Raw genomic sequence first — 19,094 nt, 5'->3', positions numbered from 1 at the left:
GCGTTGGTTTGCACAGTGACGCCCAACGGGCCGCGTGCGGCATGCATTCGGCTGTGTGGAGGAGAAACGATGAAACGGACCGCATGGATCGCCGCCGCGGGCGTCCTGATTGTCGTGGGGGTACTAGCTGTTGTTTCCGCACGACACACCGCGACGGTGGCGACAGCTCTTCCCGCCACGACCGCCAGCGCCGCGCCGACCGCGGCAATGCCCGTCGCCAGCACCGCACCAGTACGCGATGCGCCGGGCTTCTACACCGGTGAAGCCGGCCTGTCCGCCTCCGAACGCGCCGGCCGCGAGATCTGGTACAAGGCCACCGGCGGCAATTCGCGCTTCCACACCTACGTGTTCCAGCAGCGCGTCGGCATCCTGATCGACTGGTTCCGCGTGCTGCGCGCCGACCGCCGCGACGACCGCTTCGCCGCCTGGGGCCTGATCAACGACCCCGGTTGCTGCCTGCCCGGCAGCAACGGCTGCCCGGCCCGGAGCCTGGACGAAACCTACGGGTTCCAGTGGTGTCCTGGCGATGCGCAACTGCTCGCGCATGTCGGCAAGCCGGGCTACCGCGATCCGGCCTGCGACTTCGTCGACGCGCCGATGGCAGCGGACGACCCGCACCGCCGCGACCAGGACCCGCGCCAATCGGCCTGCGACCTCGCCTTCGGCACCTCGACGGGCGCATTGGGGTTCCGCAAATTCCCGAACCCGCGCTTCGACAAGGCGCGCTGGCTGGCGATCAATGGCCGGCTCGCCAGTTGGGAGGGCTACAGCCGCACGCTCTCGAGCACTCCCCAGTCCGCCGATGCGCGCGTGCGGCGCCTCGCCGACGGCTCGATCGAGCCGCCGTTCCTGATCGGCACCAGCTGCGGCTCGTGCCATATCGCCTTCGACCCGCTCAACCCGCCCAAGGACCCGGCCAATCCGACCTGGGCCAACATCAAGGGCGCGATCGGCAACCAGTACCTGCGCATCTCCGAGATGCTGGCCTCGGGCATGCCGCACGACTCGCTGGAGTACCAGATGTTCGCGCATGCGCGGCCCGGCACCAGTGACACCTCGGCCATTCCCAACGACCAGATCAACAACCCGGGCACGATCAACGCGATCATCAACCTGCACCAGCGCCCGACCTTCTCCGGCGAAGTCGTCGACAAGTGGCGCAAAGTCGCCAGTTGCAAGGACGGCGAAGCCGCGTGCTGGTGCGAGCCGGGGCGTGACAGCAAGTGCTGGCGCAAGGGCACGCAGCAGGAAACCGTGCACCACATCCTCAAGGGCGGCGAAGATTCGATCGGTGCCAACGAGGCGATCCAGCGCGTGTACTTCAACATCGGCTCCTGCGCCGAGCAGTGCTGGCTCAACCACCTCACCGACCTGCGCCAGCTCGATCCGCAGGGCCGCAACTTCGGCCAGACGCCATTCGACATCGGCCAGTGCCGCCGCGACTGCCCGGCGTTCCGCGCGATCGAGGACCGGCTTGGCGACATCGCCGCCTTCCTGCATTCGTCCGAAACACACGCCACCGACCTGGCCACGGCGCGCGAGACCGCGCGCAAGGCCGCCAACCCGGGCGCGCGCTACCGCCACGACGACCTGGTAACCGACCTCGAAAAGGACTTCGGCACCGGTGCGGTCACGCGCGGCCACGAGGTGTTCGCGGCCAACTGCGCGCGCTGCCATTCAAGCGTGCCGGAGTCGGCCGGCGGCGCGTTCCGCAACCGCGACTTCCGCGCGATCGATGCCAAGACCGGCCTGCGCGCCGACTGGCTCGGCAACGACATGACGACCTTCGTCTCCGAAGTCGGCAGCAACCGTTGCCGCGGGCTGCATTCCAACCACATGGCCGGCCACATCTGGCAGGAATACGGCTCGGAAACACTGCGCGCACGACCGCCGGACCCGAGCCTCAGCGAGCCGCACGACGGCGGCCGCGGCTACTACCGCAACATCTCGTTGCTGTCGCTGTGGGCGCACGCACCGCTCATGCACAACAACGCGCTGGGGCCGGAACTGTGCGGCCAGCCCAGGCACCGCGAGAACTTCTTCTACCGCAACGCCTACGTCGACGCGCGTGGGCAGCCGGTGCCTGATGACAAGGCGCCAGTGTGCTGGGCCTACGACCCCAGCGTCGACGGCCGCTTCAAGCTGTACGTCGCCTCGATGCAGGCCATGCTGAACCCGGCGCGGCGCGAGCCGAAGATCACCCGCTTCGACCTCGACGTGCCGCTGGTGGCGGGCCTGCGCCTGGTCGAGGACGGCCAGGAGAAACAGATCGCCGGGCTCACCATCGTCGTGCCCAAGGGCAGCAGCGCGGGACGGCTGGGCAATTTCCAGCACAAGCAGTTCCTCGGCGACCTGGTCAGCCTGCGCCTGCACCCGCAGGTGCTGCAGAAGAAACTGCGTACGAGCCTGGGGCCCCAGGAAGGCGACGCGGCCTTTGCCGAACTGCGCACGGTCGCCGATCAGCTGCTGAAGGATCCGGGCCAGCTGGTGCCGACGCTGCGTCGGCATCCGAAGCTGTTCGAGGTCTACAGCACCTGCACCGACGCCATCGAGAACGACGGCCACCGCTTCGGCGAGGACCTGCCGGACGCCGACAAGCAGGCATTGATCGCGTTTCTGGCGACGCTGTAGGAGGACACCATGGACCCTGGCTCTGTCATCCGCGTCTCGCAACCCGCCCTGCTGGCCATCCTGATCCTGCTGGCCGGCTGCGAGCGCAAGCCCGACATCGGCTTCCTGAAGTACGACGAGAGCCATGCCAGCAAGCCGGACTTCGCCGAGGTCGAACACCGCCATCCGCTGTCGGTCGCCGACCTGCAGAAGCTGACGCCGGACAACATCCAGCGCTTTGACCAGGAACAGATCGACCAGATCTACGCACGCCTCAGTGCCGGCCCGATTCCCGATGGCGCGTTCGACGGCGACCTGCTGTTTCCGAAGGGCCAAAGCGGCGACCGCCGCCTGGCGGAGATCGTCGGCGGCCTGCCCGGGCTCGCCGTCGAATGGAAGACGATCAAGCTCGAGCAACTGGGCCGCGCGTTGTGGAAGGGCAAGGTGTTCTACCGCGACCAGCGCCTGCTGCGTAACCGCATCGAGGACACGCGGCTGCTGCAGCCGCTGGTCGGCAGCGACCTCGGCGACATTCCCAAGGCGAGCGTCGAAGGCCGCGATCAATGGCTGCTGTTCCCGGCCAGGCTGTACTGCGGGCAGAGTCTGCTCGACAGCCGCCGCGAGTCGATCATCATCGACTACGCCTTCACCGACACCCTCCCCGGCTACCGCGAGAAGCCCGATTTCCTCGCCGGCCGCAACGGCCTGCAGGTACGCGACGAGATCCGCATGGTACGCCCGGGTTTCTATCTCGGCCGCGCCTACCTCGGCCGCGTGTTCCTGCTCGACTTCACTCTCTACAACAAGGCGATCGCCGAGCGCGACGGGGCCGCGTTCGCGAAGACCGGACAGGTCGCCGAGGACTGCTGGCCGGGCACGCAGCAGCGGGTGCTGGCGTCAGTGCAGTAGGGCGCAGGACGTGGCATGACGACCGACGGTACGGATGCCCAGGATGCGACGCCACGTTCCGTTGCCGATGACGGCTGCACTGGTCGGCACCGCGCTCGCGCTGCTCGTCGCCGCCTGCCGGCCAACGGCTGAAACGCCGCAGCCGCCACAGCCGCGCTGGGCAGTGAATCCCGCGCGCACCGGACCCGACCGTCCGCCGCTTGGCCACTCGCTGTTCGACAGCATCTCCCGCCATGAGCAGGACGGGCGGTACGTCCAGGACATCCCGTTCCCGTTCGATGCGCTGCTGCGACGAATCGACGAGCGCGCCGGTTGCGATGCGGCAGCGCCGTGCTCGCGCGCGGTGCTGATCCCGCTCGGCCGCTCGCTGCAGCGCTTGACCGCATCGCCGGATTTCTTCGCGCACCCGCGCGTGGTGGCCGCGGTCGATGGCGAGGGCGCGCGCGCGACCACCGCGCATGCGCTGCTCAAGGATCGGCTGTACCTCGGCTACCAGGAACAGGCCGGGCTGATCGAGGTGATCAGCTACAACGAGGCGGCGGGGCGCTTCGAATTCCAGTTGGTGCACGATTACCGCGCCGGGACGACCCCGCGGGTCAGCTACGCGCGCCGCGATGTCTGCGCCGCCTGCCACCAGAACCTCGCGCCGATCTTCTCGCGGCCTGTGTGGGCCGAAACCAATGCCAACCCGCGCGTCGCCGCCGCCTTGCAACGCCATGGCGACGCCTTCTTTGGCGTGCCGGTGCGGCGCGGCGTCGATATCCCCGGCGCGATCGACGCGTCCACCGATCGCGCCAACCTGTTCGGCGTCTGGCAGCGGTTGTGGCGCGACGGCTGCGGCGGTAACGATGCCGCAGGCCGACGCTGCCGTGGCGCGGCGCTGCTGGCCGCGCTGCAATACCGTCTTAGCGGTGAACGTGGCTTCGACGAGCGCGCCGCCCGTTGGCGCGTGGACTTCCTTCCGGCCTTCCTGCGCGCATGGCGCGCGCGCTGGCCCGCCGGCCTGGCGATTCCGAATCCCGACCTGGCCAACCGCGATCCGCTGCCACCGGGCACGGCGACCGAGCCGACCGGCGCGGTGCTGGCAGGCGTGCCGGCGCGGTTCGAGCCGCTGCTGCCGCGACCGCCGCTGGAAGTCTGGCGACTGGATGCATCGGCTTCGCTGCCGCCGCCAGTGGCATCGCCTCCTCAGCAACAAGCAGCGAGCGTGGCGCGGCGCACTATCGCCGGGCTCGGCGGCTTCTTCTCGGCTGCGGAAATCATCGCGCTCGACCGGCACCTGCACGACCGCGGCGGCGGCCAGCAGCGGCAGTACGTGGCGCGCTGCACACTTGAGCGGACCACGGCATCGTTGCGCTTCGATTGCGATCAGGCACAGACGCCAGCCACGGCGCAACTGCGCGGCCGGCTCCTGCTACGCGGCGCTCGCATCGAAGCCGGCACGGTCGATGGGCTTGCCGTGGTCGGCCATCCACCGCTGCACCAGCTCACGGTGGCGCCGGGCACGGGGCTTGCCGCGGAAGGCACGGTGTTGCGTCTGCAGCATCGCGACCTGCGCGCGCGCCTTGCCGACGGCGCCGTGATCGACCGCATCACGCTGCGCTGGCCCGACGGCACGGGCGGCACGGTCGCCGACGCCACCATCACCGTGATCGACGATCTCGCACCACTGCGCGCCGCGATCGCAGCTCTGTCGGACGACACCGGCCCGGCATCGCCATTCGCGGCGCAGCCGTTCGACCGCCCACGCCTGGTCGCAGCGTTGTTTTCGCATCTGGGCATGAGCGGATCCGACGACTGTTGCGACCCCGCCGTTCGTCTACCGCCGCCGCGGGTCGAAGCCGCGGCACCGCCCACGCCAAGCCGTGGCCCGGCGCGGCCGTTCGCCGCGTTCTACCCGCCATGCGCCGGTTGCCACGCTACCGGCGAGCGCTCGCCTCCGAATTTCCTGGCCGGTACCGGCGCCCAGGTCGCGGCCAACATGGCGCACTGCGCGCCGCGCCTGTACGCACGCCTGGCGATGTGGCGGCGCGAGCCGGCGCTGCGCGAAAAGACCCCGATGCCGCCGCCGCTGGCACTGCCCTACCCGCATACGTCCTTGCCACCGGCGGAGGCCGCGTCCCTGGAGCGCACCGCCGCAGAGCTGCTGCGCATCGAGACCGGCCGATCCCCGCAACTGGACGCGTTACTGGTCAATGACTACGAAGCGCTGCGGCCGTGCCTGCCGTAGCAGGCTGAGACAGGAAGGATCCGCATGGCGACCCGGCTCCATACCGCACTGGCCCGCGCCAACGCCGCACTGGCACGCCTGTTCAACCGCCGCTGGGTGCGCTGGCTGGCACTCGCACTCACGCTGCCAACGCTGCTGCTGGCCGCATTCGGCGTGTATGGCCTGTACCTGCTGAACCGCAACTCGGCAGTGACCTACGCCGACGCCGCCGAGCACTTCAAGTACGGCTCGACCCGCGGCGAGATGGAATCGGGGCTGCCGTACTGGATCTGGCAGGTGTTGCCGCGCGTGTGCGGGCAGCACCTGCCCGACCCAGCGCGCGGCTATGCCTCGCTCGGACTGATCTATGAAGACGGCAAGGACTTGCCGGTCGGCATGTCGAAACGCAACTACCAGGGCGTCGAGCGCACCTTCCTCAACTGCGCGGTGTGCCACACCAGCACCGTGCGCGATGCGCCCAACGCGACCCCGCGCATCGTCCTGGGCATGCCGGGCAATCGCTTCAACGTGTGGGGGCTACAGAAGTTCCTGTTCGGCTGCGCCCGCGACCCGAAGTTCACCAGCGACTTCGTGGTGCCCGAGATCGACCGTGCCATGCGTGCACGCGGCGACAAGCTCGGTCTGCTCGATCGCTACGTGATCTATCCGGTCGCCATCGCGTTGATGCGCGACCGGTTGCTGATGCTGGCCGGGCGCTTTGAGCCGCTGCTGCAATACCCCGCATGGGGCCCGGGCCGCGTCGACACCTTCAATGCCGCCAAGGTGATCTTCAACTTCCCGATCGCTGCGCTGCCGGAGGATGAGAAGAACGCGCCCTCCGACTTCCCCTCGATCTGGCTGCAACAGCCGCGTCAGGGCATGCAGCTGCACTGGGATGGCAACAACACCGCGGTCGAGGAACGCAACAAGAGCGCCGCGTTCGGCACTGGAACCACGCCACCCACGATCGACCTCAAAGCGATCAAGCGCATCGAGGACTGGCTGCTGACCCTGCCGCCGCCGAAGTACCCGTATGCGATCGACGCAACACAATCCGCGCGCGGCAAGGTCGTCTATGATGACTACTGTGCGGCCTGCCATGGCACCAGCGGTCGCGACTTCAGTGGCAAGTATGTAGGCAAGGTCACGCCACTGGCACAGGTCGGCAGCGACCGCCGCCGCCTCGACAGCTACACCCGCGACCTCGCACTCAACCAGGCGACGCTGTACGCCGGCTACCCATGGCGCTTCCGCCATTTCCGCAAGACCTACGGCTACGCCAACATGCCACTCGACGGGCTGTGGCTGCGCGCACCGTACCTGCACAACGGCTCGGTGCCGACGTTGCGCGATCTGCTCGAACCCGCCGCTGCCCGTCCAAAGCTGTTCTACCGCGGCGACGACGTCTACGACACCGGCAAGGTCGGCTTCGTGTCGGACGTTGCCGTGCGCGACGGCGTCGCATTCTTCCGTTACGACACCGCGGTGCCTGGCAACTCCAATGCCGGTCACGACGGCGCGGTCTACGGCACGCAGCTGCCGGCAGCCGACAAGGACGCGCTGGTCGCGTTCCTCAAGACGTTCTGATCATCAGGAGAAGGTAATGGCCGAGACTGTCCACACCGCTGCAACGAACAGGCCGAAACGTTGGTGGCTGTGGGCACTGCTGGTATTGCTGCTGCTTGGCGCGATGCTCGGCGGCATCGCCTGGTACAAGCTGTTCCGCGAGGAGCCGCAGCCGGACTGGGTCACCGCCACGCCCGAGATGCGCTTCAAGTACGGCTCGATCGGCGCCGAGAACGACGCCGGCATCCCCTATTGGATCTTCTATGTGCTGCCGCGCATGTTCCCGGAAAAGCTGCCCGGGCCCGGCGGCTACGCATCGTTCGGCGTCGCCTGGGAAGAAGGACAGGAACTACCAATCGGATTCACCAAGAAGACCATCGGCTTTCCGCGCGTGGCCAATACCTGTGCCACCTGCCACATGGCCAGCTACCGCAAGACGCCCGACGAGAACCCGACCTTTGTCGCCGCCGGCCCCGGCCACACCCTCAACCTCGGCGCGTTCTTCCGCTTCCTGGTCGACTGCGCCAAGGACCCGCGCTTCAACGCCGACAACCTGCTGCACGAGATCCGGCTGGTGACGGAACTGTCGTGGCTGGACCGACTGATCTACCGCTACGCACTGATCCCGATCACCAAGCAGCGCCTGCTCGAACGCGAGGCCCAGTTCGCCTGGATCTACCGCAAGGACTTCCCCGACTGGGGCCGCGGCCGCGACGACGGCATGAACCTCACCAAGTACTTCATGCTGGAACTGCCGATGGACAACAGCCTCGGCCCGACCGACATGCCGCCGATCTGGAACCTGAAGAAATACGCGCGTCCCGGCACCACGATGAACTTCGCTGGCGACAGCCACGACGCGCAATCGGTCATCATCGACTCGGCGCTGGGCCTGATGAACGCGGCGCCGAAGTCCAACAACGAGTTCCTCGGTCACGTGCGCTGGCTTCAGGAGTACCTGTCCGCGCTACCACCGCCGAAATACCCGTTCCCGATTGACGCCACGCTCGCTGCGTCCGGCCAACCGGTGTTCGCCGCACACTGCGCCTCCTGCCATGCCAGCGACAGGACCGGCACGCGCCAGCCACTGGCCGGTATCGACACCGACCGCGAACGCATCGACGCCTGGAACGCACAGAACGCCATCGCCGCCAACCGCGTCGTCAGCGGCTTCGGAATCCAGCGCAAAGGGCTAGTCGAGGAGGATTTGATCGGCTACAACCCGCCCTTCCTCGACGGCCTGTGGTTGCGCGCACCGTACCTGCACAACGGCGCCGTACCGACTCTGCGCGACATGCTCACCCCGCCAGCGCAACGCCCGGTCGTGTTCTGGCGCGGCTACGACCTGTACGACCCGGTCAATGTCGGCTTCGTCACGCAGGGTGCCGAAGCCGAACGCGTCGGCACGCGACACGACACCCGTCAACGCGCCAACGGCAACCAAGGGCATGCATTCGGAACCGACCTTCCCGGGAACGAGAAATCTGCGTTACTGGAGTACTTGAAGACCTTGTGAGGCGTTCGTTTAATCGCCGCCTGTCGTTTTCATATTCAGACGATTGGAGAATTCCGTCACTCGCCCAGCGGCATCGCCACAAAGCGAAACGTTGCGAGGCCAACCGAGCGAATCCTCATGCTTACCTCCCACCAAGTGAATTGCCATTGCGAAGCGGGCCGTTGCGTCAATATCCCGCGCCACGCGTCCGGAAACCAGAATTTGCAGCGTTTCCCTATAGGAGGGCACGAAAACGCCAACGCTTGCAGGTGAACCATGGAACGGCAAATCTCACGGGAATACTGGATTCGGCTGGCCGAGGTGCTGGAGGTCGAACCGGCCGCATTGCGCGCCGTGGCCGAGGTCGAGTCCAACGGCAGCGGCTTCCTGCCTCCGCCGTCGGACAAGCCGAAGATCCTGTTCGAAGGCCACGCTTTCCACCGCCTCACCGGCGGGCGCTTCGACGCCGAGCATTCCGGCCTGAGCTACCCGCGCTGGGACCGCAGCAAGTACTCCGGCTCGCTCACCGGTGAGTGGCGGCGGTTGGAGGCGGCGTGCCAGCTTGATCGCGCCTCGGCGCTGCAGTCGGCCAGCTGGGGCATGTTCCAGATCATGGGCTTCAACTATTCCTATGCCGGCTTCCGCGATGTCGATGCGTTCGTCGCCGCCCACCATGCCGGCGCCGAAGAGCAGGTCGGTGCGTTCGCACGCTTCATCTCGCGGCCACCGTTCCTGGTCGCGCTGCGACGACGCAATTGGGCGCGCTTCGCCGCAGCCTACAATGGCCCGGGTTACGCCAAGAACCGCTACGACCAGAAGATGGCCGCGGCGTACGCGCGTTACCACGGCCAGGATGACAAGGCGGTGTCGCGCGAGGAACTGGAGGCCGCCGAGGCAATCGCCGGTCGCCGTGCGCGCGGCAAGGCCAGGAAATCGGCTGCCGCCGAACCATCACTGCCGCCCGGGCGCGAATCGTTCGCGGCGGTGCAGACCACGCGCCGGCGCAACCCGCGTCGGCGCAACGTGCGGCCCGATCCGGTCGACCTGCGCGACTGGATGTACCAACCCAGCATCGCCGTCGCTCCGCGCGACTGGATGATGCCCAACGACCCGCGCCAGACCAAGCACCAGCGCGAGACCAACGCCTGCACCGGCTTCGCATTGGCGACTACCATCGAATACCTGCTCGATCGCGGCCAGCGTGCGGTCGAGCCGATCTCGGGCTACATGCTTTACAGCATGGCGCGCCGCTACGACGAATGGGCCGAGGACGACGACGTCGACAGTGGCTCGTCGTTGCGTGGCGCACTGAAGGGCTGGTCACGCCATGGCGCCAGCGCCGGCCGGCTGTGGGCCGATCTGGACATGCCCGCTGCCACCAACACGCCAGGCGAGGACTGGTGGCTGGACGCGGTCAAGCGGCCGATGGGCGCGTACTACCGCATTTCGCCGGAGAACATCCGCGACATGCACATCGCCCTGGCCGAGGCCGGCGCGCTGGTCGCCAGTGCGTTCACCCACGCGCGCTGGGACCTGCTGCTCAACAATCGCGCCAGCCCGCCGCCGACCACGATCAGCGAGCTGCCGATCATCACCGCCTCGCCCGGTGCGCGCGACCAGGGCCACGCCTTCGCCATCGTCGGCTACACGCGCGAGGGTTTCATCATCCAGAACTCCTGGGGCCCCAGTTGGGGCCGCGGCGGTTTTGCCGTGTTGCCCTACGCCGACTGGCTCGACAACGCGATGGATTGCTGGGTGGTGCAGCTGGGCGTGGTCACCGCCGAGCACGACGCCGTCGCGCGCTCGCCGTCGCTGCGCGTGGAGGCGCAGACCGGGCGCGCGCTGGTGTCGAGCGACCCCACCCTGGGCGACCACGAGATCTCGCCGTTCGTCGTCAACATGGAGAACGAGGGCAAGCTGAGCGAGCGCGGCCGCTTCCGCACCGGCGCCGACGACCTGCGCCTGCTGGTCGACCATCACCTGCCCGAAGCCTGCCGGGTCTGGGGCCTGGGCACGCAGGACAGCGTCGATGTCGCCGTGTACGCACATGGCGGCCTCACCGACGAGAACGCCGCATCGAAAACCGCGCGCACCTGGATCCCGCACCTGTACTCGAACCGGATCTTCCCGGTGTTCCTGATGTGGGAAACCGGCGCGTGGAAGACCATCACCAACCTGTTCGAGGACGTGACCCGCGGCGAGGCCGAGCTCACCGGCGGACCGCGCTGGGACCGCTTCAAGCAACGCTTCGAAGAGTGGAAGGACGAGCGCCTGGAAGGCTTGGCGCGACCGCTTGGCAAGAAGATCTGGGGCGAGATGAAACAGAACGCCAACGCCTTGTCTGGCGCACGCGGCTCCGGCGTGATCCAGCTGTTCGAGCAGTTCCGCAAGATTCCGCGCGGGAAGCTTCCGGCCATCCGCCTGCACCTGATCGGCCATTCCGCCGGTGGCATCGTCCACAGCTGGTTGGCGCCGCGCGCACTCAAGCAGGGCTTCGACCTGCGCACGATCAGCCTGCTGGCACCGGCGGTACGCATCGATACCTTTGACAAGAACCTCGGCACGGCCATCGCGTCGCGTGGCATCCGGATGCTGATCGCCAACCTCACCGACGCCGCCGAACGCGCCGACGGCACCTGCTCGCCGTACGGCCACTCGTTGCTGTACCTGGTGGCGCGCTCGTTCGAGGAACACGAAGAAACACCGCTGCTGGGCATGGAGAAACACCTCGTGCCGGCCATGGCGACCCACGCCTGGGGGCCGATGGTGCGCCAGTTGCCCAGCCCCGGCCGCATCATCGCCGAGGGCAACGCCGCCACGCGCGCGATCACCCACGGCGGCATGGACGAGGACGACGCCCTGCAACGGGCGGTGGTGTCGTTCATCCGCACGCGCTGACCCGACGAACTGGCCGAGTACGGACCTTCGGACATGGTGGAACGATCCAGTGCCAATGCGATGCAAGGCCTCCCGGAAGCGATCAGCATCGCCTCCGGGATCAAGGGCTTCGTCCTGTGGATTGGCGGATCGCTGGCCGGAATGACGGCGATCCTGTACGTGTGCGGCTACCTGATCACCACCGCGCATATCTATGCACTGGGGTTGTACGGGCTGGTGGACTTCAGCAAGGACTACTTCCTGCTCGAAGGGGCGAAGTTCTTCCTCTCCATCGTGATCGGCATTGCCCAGGTAGCGGTCAGCCCCCTGGTCATCCTGGTCACTGCCGCGGCCATTCCGTTCGCACTGATCGCGGTGTTGACGCGGCGCAAGCTGTTGCAACACGGTCAGCGCCTGCGGGACATGTACGAGGCCCACGCCACGACGACCTGGGCTATCGTGGCGCGCCTGTCGCTGTACTGCGTGCTTCTGGTCGCCAGTGCCATGATCGCTTTCGACAGCCTGCGCGCCATCTCGTTCCATCTGCAGATATCCGGGTTGCTCTACAGCAATCCGGGCACCCTGCATTGCCAAGCAGACCTCATAGCCTTGCGTGAAGCCTTCCTTTGCGGGCGCTTCGACGTGCTGCGCTCGGTTTTCAATGCGCAGCTCTGGTCTGCCGTGCAGCTCGTCGTCATGTGCTGCATCGGCTGGCACGTGGTGTCGCGCTGGCACTGGCGAGCCTGGCTGATCGGTCCACTGTTGTTTGTCACGGCGCTGCTGGTGCTCATGCTGCCGATGGAGTTCGGCGCGCTGCTCAAGCCGAGCCGTTACCCGGTGGTGCGCATCGAAACCAAGGACGCGCGCGCCCCGCCCATCGCCACGGGCCAGTTCCTAATCGACCGGAACGAACGCGGCCTCACCGTCTGGGACCCACCGACGCGACGCGTGCTGTGGATTCCGTCCGATGACGTCGCCCGCATGGAAACCGTCGGCATCCGTGAACTGTTCGAGGCGCCCGCGGGGCGTTGATCGGACGGAGGTAGCTACATGAACATCCGCACGTTTCCACAACCTCGCGTACCCGTCCCGGCGCTGCTATGGCTGGCCTTGACCGTCGCAATGTCGCCTGTCCACGCCCAGGAGATCGCCCAGATGGACATCGACGGCACCAACGCATTTGTCGATGACGCCCGCCAGCGTCCATCGGCCGTGGATGTACCCATCCGTGACGGCAGCATGGTTCGCACGGGCCCACGCACCAGTGCCCGGGTGGAACTCGCGCCGCAGGGCATCGTGCTGCTCAACGAGAACAGTGCCAAGTTGATCAGCACCTCGTTCTTCAAGGGCACCCGCTGCCTGGCGGTACGCCTGATCGCAGGCGAGCTCTTCATCAACGGCTCGAACATCTGCTTTTTGACCAACGTCGGCGCCGTCAGCGGCATCAGCCGCAGCCGGATCAACCTCAAGGTGGACGAGCGCGGCACGGTCATGACCGTGATCCAGGGTGCCGCCGATCTGGACGGAAAGCTGGCCTCGATGCGCGTGACCACGTCTGAACAGCTGGTCGTGTGGCCCAACGGCGAGCACAAGACCACCTTGCTCGATGCCACAGCCGCCGAGCGCACGGCCGACTGGACGCGCAACTACTTCACGGCGCCGCCGAAGAAGGCGCTGAAGGGCTGGCAGAAGGCGCTTATCGGACTCGGCGTCATCGCTGTCGGTGCCGCTGCTTACGACGCGAGCAAGGACGATGACGACGATCGTCGTGATCCCCCGGCGCCTCCGCCTCCGCCGGCCGGGGGGACGGACTACCCGACCCCGATGGACGACGCAGCGCCCACGCCCCCACCCACGCCCGCATCGACGACAAGATCGCCTGCCTCCGCTCCCGCGGCATCACGGTTGCAGCGCCAGCACGCACTGGAACTGCAACTGCCGACCTGTTGCGTGCCCTTCTCGGGCGGCGGCGAGCAGACGATCCGCACAACACCCGCCGACTGCGCGGAACGCGGTGGCCGCCTTTCGGGTGCCTGCTCGACGCCGGTCAGGTGAGTCGGCTTCAGCCCTTGCGGAACACCAGCTGCCCACCTTCGACATCGACCTGCACGGTGTCACCGCTGACGAACTCGCCCGACAGGATCTTCGAGGCCAGCGGGTTCTCCAGTTGCTGCTGGATCGCGCGCTTGAGCGGGCGGGCGCCGTACACTGGGTCGAAGCCGACGTTGCCGAGCAAGGCGAGCGCATCATCGGACAACGACAGCTTCAGGCCGCGCTCCACCATGCGCTTGTCGAGACCACGGATCTGGATACGCGCGATCTGCCGGATCTGCGCCTTGTCGAGCGGATGGAACACCACGATGTCGTCGAGGCGGTTGATGAACTCCGGGCGGAAGTGCGCCTGCACCACGCCCATCACCGCGGCCTTCATCTGCAGGTAAGCCTGCGGCGAATCGTCGCCGGACCCGTTCTTATCGAACATGTCCTGGATCTGGTGCGAGCCGAGGTTGGAGGTCATCACGATCACGGTGTTGCGGAAATCGACCGTGCGGCCCTGGCCGTCGGTCAGGCGGCCGTCGTCGAGCACCTGCAGCAGGATGTTGAACACATCCGGGTGCGCCTTCTCGACCTCGTCGAGCAGGATCACGCTGTACGGGCGCCGGCGCACGGCTTCGGTCAGGTAACCGCCTTCCTCGTAGCCGACATAGCCAGGAGGCGCACCGATCAGGCGCGCGACGCTGTGCTTCTCCATGAACTCGCTCATGTCGATGCGCACCATCGCGTCGCTGCTGTCGAACAGGAACTCGGCCAACGCCTTGGTCAGCTCGGTCTTGCCGACGCCGGTCGGGCCGAGAAACAGGAACGATCCCGACGGCCGGTTCGGATCGGACAGACCAGCGCGCGAACGCCGCACCGCATCGGACACGACCTTGATCGCCTCCTCCTGGCCGACCACGCGCGTGTGCAGCTGGTCTTCCATCTTCAGCAGCTTTTCGCGCTCGCCTTCCAGCATCTTGCTGACCGGGATGCCGGTCCAGCGCGCGACCACCTGCGCGATTTCTTCGGCGGTGACCTTGTCCTGCAGCAGAGTGAAACCCTTGGTCTCGGCCTCCTGCGCGGCCTTGAGCTGCTTCTCCAGCTCCGGCAGCGCGCCGTACTGGATCTCGCTCATGCGGGCGAAGTCCTGCTTGCGCTGCGCGGCCTCCAGCTCGAGCTTGGCGGCCTCGATCTGCTCCTTGATGCGGGTCGCGCCCTGCAAGGTCGCCTTCTCGGCCTTCCAGACTTCTTCCAGGTCGTTGAATTCGCGCCCCAGCGTGGCGATCTCGGCCTCCAGGTCGGCCAGGCGCTGTTTCGACTCGGCGTCCTTCTCCTTCTTCAGCGCCTCGCGCTGGATCTTCAGCTGGATCAGGCGGCGCTCCTTGCGATCGAGCTCCTCCGGCTTGGAATCGATCTCCATGCGGATGCGCGAGGCGGCCTCGTCCATCAGGTCGATGGCCTTGTCCGGCAGCTGGCGGTCGCTGATGTAGCGGTTGGACAACGTCGCCGCGGCGACGATCGCCGGATCGGTGATCTCCACGCCGTGGTGCACGGCATAGCGCTCCTTGAGGCCACGCAGGATGGCGATGGTGTCCTCCACCGACGGCTCGCCGACGAATACTTTCTGGAAGCGACGCTCGAGCGCGGCGTCCTTCTCGATGTACTGGCGGTACTCGTCGAGCGTGGTCGCGCCGATGCAGTGCAGCTCGCCGCGTGCCAGCGCCGGCTTGAGCATGTTGCCGGCGTCCATCGCACCCTCGGCCTTGCCGGCACCGACCATGGTGTGCAGTTCGTCGATGAACAGGATGATCTGGCCCTCGTTCTTGGACAGATCATTCAGTACGGCCTTCAGGCGCTCCTCGAACTCGCCGCGGAACTTGGCGCCGGCGATCAGCGCGCCCATGTCCAGCGACAGCACGCGCTTGCCGCGCAGGCCTTCGGGCACTTCGCTGTTGATGATGCGCTGGGCCAGGCCTTCGACGATCGCGGTCTTGCCGACGCCCGGCTCGCCGATCAGCACCGGGTTGTTCTTGGTGCGGCGCTGCAACACCTGGATGGTGCGACGGATTTCCTCGTCACGGCCGATCACCGGGTCAAGCTTGCCGCTCTCGGCGCGCGCGGTCAGGTCGATGGTGTACTTCTCCAGCGCCTGACGCTGGTCCTCGGCATTTTCCGATTGCACGCTCTCGCCTCCGCGCAGCTTGTCGATGGCTGCTTCCAGTTTGGGTTTGTTGGCGCCGGCGGCCTTGAGTGCACGACCGACTTCGCCGCTGTCGTCGAGCGCGGCAAGCAGGAACAGCTCGCTGGCGATGAACGCGTCGTTGCGTTGCTGCGCCAGCTTGTCGGTGACGTTGAGCAGGCGCGCCAGGTCGTTGCCGACGCTGACATTGCCGGCCTGGCCCGACACCTTCGGCAGTTTTTCCAGCGCTTCGCCCAGGCGCTCGCGCAGCAGCGGCACGTTGACGCCGGCCTGCGCCAGCAGCGGCCGCGTGCTGCCGCCGCTCTGGTCGAGCAAGGCGACCAGCAGGTGCGACGGTTCGATGACGCTGTGGTCGCGCCCTACCGCGAGCGATTGCGCATCGGCGATCGCCTGCTGGAAGCGCGAGGTGAGCTTGTCCATTCGCATGGAGTGATCCCTCTCAAAAGATGTGGCGGCCCAGCCGCAATGCCTCTCAGATGCGGCCCGTCGCGCGGCGATTCAAGCGCGTCCACCTAATGCTTACATGCACATGTTCACAATGCGTGTATGGCTGCGCAGATCCCCCATCGTCCGCCGCCGCCGGCGTTCTCGCCCGACTGGGCACTGTTCCTCGACGTCGACGGCACCTTGCTGGACTTCGCCGATCTACCGGACGAGGTGCATGCCGCGCCGGCGCTGATCGCCACGCTGGACGCGTTGCGCGACCAGCTCGACGGTGCGCTGGCACTGGTCAGCGGCCGCACCCTGGCGCAGCTCGATGCCCTGTTCGCACCGCTGCTCCTGCCCGCCGCCGGCCTGCATGGCCTGGAATTGCGCGACAACGGCCACGCCATCGCCCATGCGCGACCGGTCGCGCTTGACGACGTGCTCACGGCGGCACGGGCCCTGGCCGCCAAATACCCCGGCGCACTGGTCGAAGACAAGGGCACCACGCTGGCCCTGCACTGGCGCGGCGCGCCGGCCGCCGAGGAGCCGCTGCACGAGTTCGCCACCTCGGCACTGATCGAGTTGCCCGGCTACCACCTGCAACCGGGCAACCGCGTGCTCGAACTGCGCCCCGACGGTGCGCACAAGGGCGAAGCGGTGCTCGCCTTGCTGGCCACGCCACCGTTCCACGGGCGCCGCCCGGTGTTCGTCGGTGACGACCTGACCGACGAGCACGGCTTCGCCGCCGTCGACTGCCACGGCGGCTTCGGGGTGCTGGTCGGCGCGCGCAGCCCCAGCGCCGCGCGTTACGGCCTGCACGACCCGGCCGCGGTGCGCGAATGGCTGGAGCAGGCCGTGATCCTTTCCCAGACACAGGAACCTGGATGACCCCCATACCCGACGCACACCCCAGCCTCGACCTCGGCCTCGTCGGCAACGGCAGCATGGCGGCGCTGGTCGACGCGCGCGGCCGCATCGTCTGGGGTTGCGTGCCGGCCTTCGACGGTGACCCGACCTTCTGCGCGCTGCTGTCGCCACGCGACCACGAGGGCGGCGACTACGCGATCGAGATCGAGGACTTCGCCTCGTCCGAGCAGCATTACCTGGCCAACACCGCGGTATTGCGCACGATCCTGCGCGACACCCGCGGCGGCGCGGTCGAGATCACCGACTTCGCCCCGCGCTGGCACCAGAACGATCGCTTCTACCGGCCGGTGACGTTGCTGCGCCGGGTGCGACCGCTGGCCGGACTGCCGCGCGTGCGCGTGCGCCTGCGTCCGCTCGCCGATTACGGCGCCAGCAAGCCCGAGACCACCTGGGGCAGCAACCACATCCGCTACCTGGTGCCAGGCTTCACCCTGCGCCTGACCAGCGACGTGCCGGTGCGACTGGTGCGCGACGCACTGCCGTTTGCGCTCGATCGCGAGCTGCACCTGGTACTCGGCCCCGACGAGACGCTGACCCAGCCGGTGGCCGCCTTCGTGCGCCAGGCCGAGGAGAAGACCATCGCCTATTGGCGCGACTGGGTGCGCTATCTGTCGATTCCACTGGAGTGGCAGGAGGCGGTGATCCGCAGCGCGATCACCCTGAAGCTGTGCCAGTACGAGGAAACCGGCGCGATAGTCGCCGCGATGACCACGTCGATCCCGGAGGCCGCGCACACCGTGCGCAACTGGGACTACCGCTACTGCTGGCTGCGCGATGCCGCGTTCGTGGTGCGCGCGCTCAACCGCCTCGGCGCCACCCGCAGCATGGAGGACTACCTGCGTTACGTCGCCAACGTCGCCACCGACGACGGTCTGCTGCAACCGCTGTACGGCATCGGCTTCGAAAAGGCGCTGACCGAGGAGGAAGTGCCATCGTTGGCCGGCTATCGCGGCATGGGCCCGGTACGGCGCGGCAACCTGGCCTGGCTGCAGCAGCAGCACGACGTCTACGGCAGCGTGGTGCTGGCCTCGACGCAACTGTTCTTCGACCAGCGGCTGACGCGCATGGGCGATGCGGCGATCTTCGAGCGCATCGAACCGCTCGGCGAGCGCGCCTTCGCCCTGCACAACCAGCCCGACGCCGGCCTCTGGGAGTTCCGTGGCCGCACCGAGGTCCACACCTATTCCAGCGTGATGTGCTGGGCCGCCTGTGACCGCCTGGCCAAGATCGCCGTGCACGTGAAGCTGCCGGAACGGGTGAAGCTCTGGCGCGAGCGCGCCGATGCCATCCACGCCCGCATCATCGAGCACGCCTACAACGAGGAACTCGGCCATTTCGTCGAGGCCCTCGACGGCAACCGTCTCGACGCGTCACTGCTGCTGCTCGCCGACCTGGGTTTCGTCAAGCCCGACGACCCGCGTTTCATCCGCACGGTCGAGGCGATCGGCCACGGCCTCAAGCGCGGCGACGCGCTGTTCCGCTACGTCTCGCCGGACGATTTCGGCTCGCCGGAGACCAGCTTCACCATCTGCACGTTCTGGTACATCGATGCCCTCGCCACGATCGGACGCTACGAGGAGGCACGGACGCTGTTCGAGCGCATTCTTGCGCGCCGCAATCCACTCGGCCTGCTGTCGGAAGACCTCGAGTTCGACGGTGGCGAGGCCTGGGGCAATTTTCCGCAGACCTATTCGCACGTCGGCCTGATCATTGCGGCGATGCGGTTGTCGCGGCCTTGGCAGGATGCGGCGTGAGCAGGTTGACGTTCGCAGCCCACTCAATGGAGGCAGACGGCCACTTAGATCGGCCCGCACCCACCGTCGTTCCCGCGGAAGCGG

General features: G+C 67.4%; 11 protein-coding genes. 10 read left to right on the top strand and 1 reads right to left on the bottom strand.

Annotated features, from left to right (window positions below):
* Positions 1 to 69 precede the first annotated feature (69 nt).
* The 8 genes from ACFOLC_RS11325 (at position 70) to ACFOLC_RS11290 (ending at position 13,721) form a co-directional block, all read left to right on the top strand.
* Positions 70 to 2,631: a hypothetical protein gene (locus tag ACFOLC_RS11325; RefSeq protein WP_386759355.1), complete on the top strand. Its 2,562-nt coding sequence runs from the start codon at positions 70 to 72 to the stop codon at positions 2,629 to 2,631.
* Between the two features lie 9 nt (positions 2,632 to 2,640).
* The gene (locus ACFOLC_RS11320) at positions 2,641 to 3,519 is read left to right on the top strand and encodes a hypothetical protein (RefSeq protein ID WP_386759354.1); all 879 of its coding nucleotides are present in this window, start codon (positions 2,641 to 2,643) and stop codon (positions 3,517 to 3,519) included.
* Between the two features lie 43 nt (positions 3,520 to 3,562).
* Positions 3,563 to 5,749, top strand: a complete 2,187-nt coding sequence (locus ACFOLC_RS11315; RefSeq protein ID WP_386759353.1) for a hypothetical protein — start codon at positions 3,563 to 3,565, stop codon at positions 5,747 to 5,749.
* A 24-nt stretch (positions 5,750 to 5,773) separates the two neighbouring features.
* Positions 5,774 to 7,315, top strand: coding sequence for a c-type cytochrome (locus tag ACFOLC_RS11310; protein WP_386759352.1), 1,542 nt, complete (start codon positions 5,774 to 5,776; stop codon positions 7,313 to 7,315).
* 16 nt (positions 7,316 to 7,331) lie between these two features.
* The gene (locus ACFOLC_RS11305; protein WP_386759351.1) at positions 7,332 to 8,810 is read left to right on the top strand and encodes a c-type cytochrome; all 1,479 of its coding nucleotides are present in this window, start codon (positions 7,332 to 7,334) and stop codon (positions 8,808 to 8,810) included.
* 255 nt (positions 8,811 to 9,065) lie between these two features.
* Positions 9,066 to 11,687 (top strand): N-acetylmuramidase domain-containing protein, encoded by a 2,622-nt coding sequence (locus ACFOLC_RS11300; RefSeq protein ID WP_386759350.1) that lies wholly within the window; start codon positions 9,066 to 9,068, stop codon positions 11,685 to 11,687.
* Between the two features lie 33 nt (positions 11,688 to 11,720).
* On the top strand, positions 11,721 to 12,698 hold the full coding sequence (locus tag ACFOLC_RS11295) for a hypothetical protein (RefSeq protein ID WP_386759349.1): 978 nt from the start codon (positions 11,721 to 11,723) through the stop codon (positions 12,696 to 12,698).
* A gap of 18 nt (positions 12,699 to 12,716) precedes the next feature.
* Positions 12,717 to 13,721: a hypothetical protein gene (locus tag ACFOLC_RS11290; RefSeq protein WP_386759348.1), complete on the top strand. Its 1,005-nt coding sequence runs from the start codon at positions 12,717 to 12,719 to the stop codon at positions 13,719 to 13,721.
* A 7-nt stretch (positions 13,722 to 13,728) separates the two neighbouring features.
* Here ACFOLC_RS11290 and clpB read toward each other — a convergent pair whose 3' ends face one another.
* Positions 13,729 to 16,329, bottom strand: a complete 2,601-nt coding sequence (gene clpB, locus ACFOLC_RS11285) for an ATP-dependent chaperone ClpB (RefSeq protein WP_386759347.1) — start codon at positions 16,327 to 16,329, stop codon at positions 13,729 to 13,731.
* A 120-nt stretch (positions 16,330 to 16,449) separates the two neighbouring features.
* On the opposite strand from clpB, the gene otsB reads away from it, so the two are divergent.
* Both otsB and ACFOLC_RS11275 read left to right on the top strand, forming a co-directional pair.
* A complete protein-coding gene (gene otsB / locus ACFOLC_RS11280; protein WP_386759346.1) occupies positions 16,450 to 17,217 on the top strand; it encodes a trehalose-phosphatase in 768 nt (255 codons plus the stop codon).
* Entirely contained in the window at positions 17,214 to 19,010 is a 1,797-nt protein-coding gene (locus tag ACFOLC_RS11275; RefSeq protein WP_386759345.1) for a glycoside hydrolase family 15 protein, read from the top strand. Before otsB ends, ACFOLC_RS11275 begins: the two co-directional genes overlap by 4 nt.
* Positions 19,011 to 19,094 lie beyond the last annotated feature (84 nt).

The organism is Lysobacter cavernae (assembly GCF_042648505.1).
GTDB lineage: Bacteria > Pseudomonadota > Gammaproteobacteria > Xanthomonadales > Xanthomonadaceae > Lysobacter_L > Lysobacter_L cavernae.
This window is presented reverse-complemented; position numbering and strand designations above follow the sequence as displayed.

What these genes read in the sequence shown, in the direction of transcription:
- ACFOLC_RS11305 (WP_386759351.1), top strand. Translation starts at nt 7,332, where the DNA reads ATGGCCGAGACTGTCCACACCGCTGCAACGAACAGGCCGAAACGTTGG.
- ACFOLC_RS11295 (WP_386759349.1), top strand. Translation starts at nt 11,721, where the DNA reads ATGGTGGAACGATCCAGTGCCAATGCGATGCAAGGCCTCCCGGAAGCG.
- ACFOLC_RS11290 (WP_386759348.1), top strand. Translation starts at nt 12,717, where the DNA reads ATGAACATCCGCACGTTTCCACAACCTCGCGTACCCGTCCCGGCGCTG.
- ACFOLC_RS11275 (WP_386759345.1), top strand. Translation starts at nt 17,214, where the DNA reads ATGACCCCCATACCCGACGCACACCCCAGCCTCGACCTCGGCCTCGTC.
- otsB (WP_386759346.1), top strand. Translation starts at nt 16,450, where the DNA reads ATGGCTGCGCAGATCCCCCATCGTCCGCCGCCGCCGGCGTTCTCGCCC.
- ACFOLC_RS11315 (WP_386759353.1), top strand. Translation starts at nt 3,563, where the DNA reads ATGCGACGCCACGTTCCGTTGCCGATGACGGCTGCACTGGTCGGCACC.
- ACFOLC_RS11310 (WP_386759352.1), top strand. Translation starts at nt 5,774, where the DNA reads ATGGCGACCCGGCTCCATACCGCACTGGCCCGCGCCAACGCCGCACTG.
- ACFOLC_RS11300 (WP_386759350.1), top strand. Translation starts at nt 9,066, where the DNA reads ATGGAACGGCAAATCTCACGGGAATACTGGATTCGGCTGGCCGAGGTG.
- ACFOLC_RS11325 (WP_386759355.1), top strand. Translation starts at nt 70, where the DNA reads ATGAAACGGACCGCATGGATCGCCGCCGCGGGCGTCCTGATTGTCGTG.
- clpB (WP_386759347.1), bottom strand. Translation starts at nt 16,329, where the DNA reads ATGCGAATGGACAAGCTCACCTCGCGCTTCCAGCAGGCGATCGCCGAT.
- ACFOLC_RS11320 (WP_386759354.1), top strand. Translation starts at nt 2,641, where the DNA reads ATGGACCCTGGCTCTGTCATCCGCGTCTCGCAACCCGCCCTGCTGGCC.